Consider the following 2,539-nt stretch of genomic DNA (forward strand, 5'->3'; position numbering starts at 1 on the left):
GCACCGGGGCCGGGCAGAGCGCCCGGGCCGCGGTCACCGACGTCCAGAAGATCGCGAAAACCCTGTGGGTGCACCGGGTCAACGTGGAATCCGGGGAATTCGTCGAGGGCGACACCGTCGTGGCGGCCGTGGACCCGGGCTGGCGCCGCGGTGCCACCCAGGGCCATTCGGGCACCCACATGGTGCACGCCGCGCTGCGACAGGTGCTGGGGCCCAACGCCGTCCAGGCCGGCTCGCTCAACCGGCCGGGGTACCTGCGGTTCGACTTCAACTGGCAGGGTCCGCTTTCCGACGAGCAGCGCACCCAGATCGAAGAGGTGACAAACGAGGCGGTGCAGGCCGACTTCGCGGTGCACACCTTCACCGAGCGGCTGGAGAAGGCCAAGGCGATGGGCGCGTTGGCGCTGTTCGGCGAGGCCTATCCCGACGAGGTCCGGGTGGTCGAGATCGGTGGGCCGTTCTCGCTGGAGCTGTGCGGGGGCACCCACGTGCACAACTCGGCGCAGATCGGGCCGGTGACCGTCCTGGGCGAATCGTCGGTGGGCTCCGGGGTGCGCCGCGTGGAGGCCTACGTCGGCCTCGAGTCGTTCCGCCATCTGGCCAAGGAGCGGGCGCTGATGGCCGGGCTGGCGTCGTCGCTGAAGGTGCCGTCCGACGAGGTGCCGGCCCGGGTGGCCACCCTGGTGGACCGGCTCAAGGCCGCCGAGAAAGAGCTCGAACGGGCCCGGCTCGCGGGCACGCGGGCCGCGGCGGCCAACGCCGCGGCCGGTGCGGAGCGGATCGGTAACGTCCGGCTGGTGGCGCAACGGATGTCCTCGGGGACGACGGCGGGCGACCTGCGCTCGCTGGTCGGCGACATCCGCGGCAAGCTGGGCAGCGACCCCGCGGTCGTGGCGCTCATCGCGGAGGGTGACGGCGGGACGGTGCCGTACGCGGTCGCCGCCAATCCCGCCGCCCAGGACCTCGGGGTGCGCGCCAACGAGCTGGTGAAGCACCTCGCCGTGGCCGTCGATGGGCGCGGCGGCGGCAAGCCGGACCTGGCGCAGGGCTCCGGGAAGAACCCGACCGGCATCGACGCGGCGCTCGACGCGGTGCGTGCGGAGATAGCGCGGGTCGGTTGAGTGGTCCCCACGCCGCATCGCTTGCCAGACCGGCCCGGTGACCCCGATCAGGATCCGGGCCCGGGCCGACGACTCGGCGTCGACGTCGGCAGCGTGCGCATCGGCGTGGCCGCCAGCGACCCCGACGGCATCCTGGCCACCCCGGTGGAGACGGTGCGCCGGGACCGGAGCGGGCGGCACGTGCGCAGGCTGGCCGAGCTGGTCGCCGAACTCGGGGTGGTGGAGGTCGTTGTTGGGTTGCCGCGTACCCTCGCCGACCGCACCGGCCCCGCCGCGCTGGACGCGATCGAACTGGCCGGGAAATTGGGCGAAGTGTTGGCGCGCCGCGTTCCACCCGTCCCGGTGCGGCTGGCCGACGAACGCCTGACCACCGTCAGCGCCCAGCGCTCGCTGCGCTCGGCCGGCGTGCGCGCCCGCGAGCAGCGGGCGGTGATCGACCAGGCGGCGGCGATCGCGATCCTGCAGAGCTGGCTCGACCAGCGCCGCGCCCCGTGCACCGGGGAGCGTGCAGATGGTTGACAGCCAACGGGCCGAGCCGGAGACGATCGGGCCGCCCCGGCACCGGATGAGCCGTTCGGCCCGCAAGCGCGCCGAACGCGGCCGGCGCCGGCGGCGCACCGTGGCCAGGTTCGCGCTCGTCGCCCTCGTCGGCGTGGTGGTGGCGGCCGTGTTCGCCGGCACCAAGCTCTGGCACACGATGTTCGGGTCCGGCGACGACTACACCGGGAACGGCAAGCGCGACGTCGTGATCCATGTCCAGGCCGGCGACTCGACCACCATGGTCGGGGAGACGCTACAAAAGCAGCACGTGGTCAAGACGGTCCGGGCCTTCGTCAACGCCGCGCACGGCAACGTCGCGATCAACGCGATCCAGCCCGGCTACTACCGGCTGCGCACCGAGATCCCGGCGGCCGACGCCGTCGCGCGGCTGACCGACCCGAAGGACCGGGTGGGGCGCCTGGTCATCCCGGAGGGCCGGCAGCTCGACGACACCACCGACATGAAGACCGACAAGGTCAACCCCGGCATCTTCAGCCTGATCTCGCAGGCCACTTGCGTGGACCTCGACGGCAACCGGCGCTGCGTAGCGGCAGGCGACCTGCGGGCGGCGGCGGCCAACAGCTCGCCGGCGGTGCTGGCGGTGCCGCCGTGGGCCATGGAACCGGTGACCGAGCTCGGCAACGACCATCGCCGCATCGAGGGCCTCATCGCGCCGGGGACCTTCAACGTCGACCCCGCGGCCTCGCCGGCGAACATCCTGGCCAGCCTGATCAGCGCCGGGGCGGTGGAGTACATGAAGTCCGGCCTGACCGACACCGCGGCGTCGCTGCACCTCTCGCCCTACGACATCCTGGTGGTGGCCTCGCTGGTGCAGCAGGAGAGCAACACGCAGGATTTCCCGAAGGTGGCGCGGGTGA

At 72.8% G+C, this 2,539-nt stretch carries 3 protein-coding genes; all 3 read left to right on the forward strand.

All coding sequences use genetic code 11. From position 1 onward, the window contains the following. On the forward strand, positions 1–1,121 hold a 1,121-nt coding region (locus AC2VOR_RS05255), incomplete at its 5' end, for a DHHA1 domain-containing protein (protein ID WP_486963318.1). After that, positions 1,122–1,640: a Holliday junction resolvase RuvX gene (ruvX, locus tag AC2VOR_RS05260; protein ID WP_486963319.1), complete on the forward strand. Its 519-nt coding sequence runs from the start codon at positions 1,122–1,124 to the stop codon at positions 1,638–1,640. After that, a partial coding sequence (locus tag AC2VOR_RS05265) for an endolytic transglycosylase MltG (RefSeq protein ID WP_486963320.1) occupies positions 1,633–2,539 on the forward strand: 907 nt, incomplete at its 3' end. The genes ruvX and AC2VOR_RS05265, both read left to right, overlap by 8 nt.

The organism is Mycobacterium sp. TH-M103 (assembly GCF_057473785.1).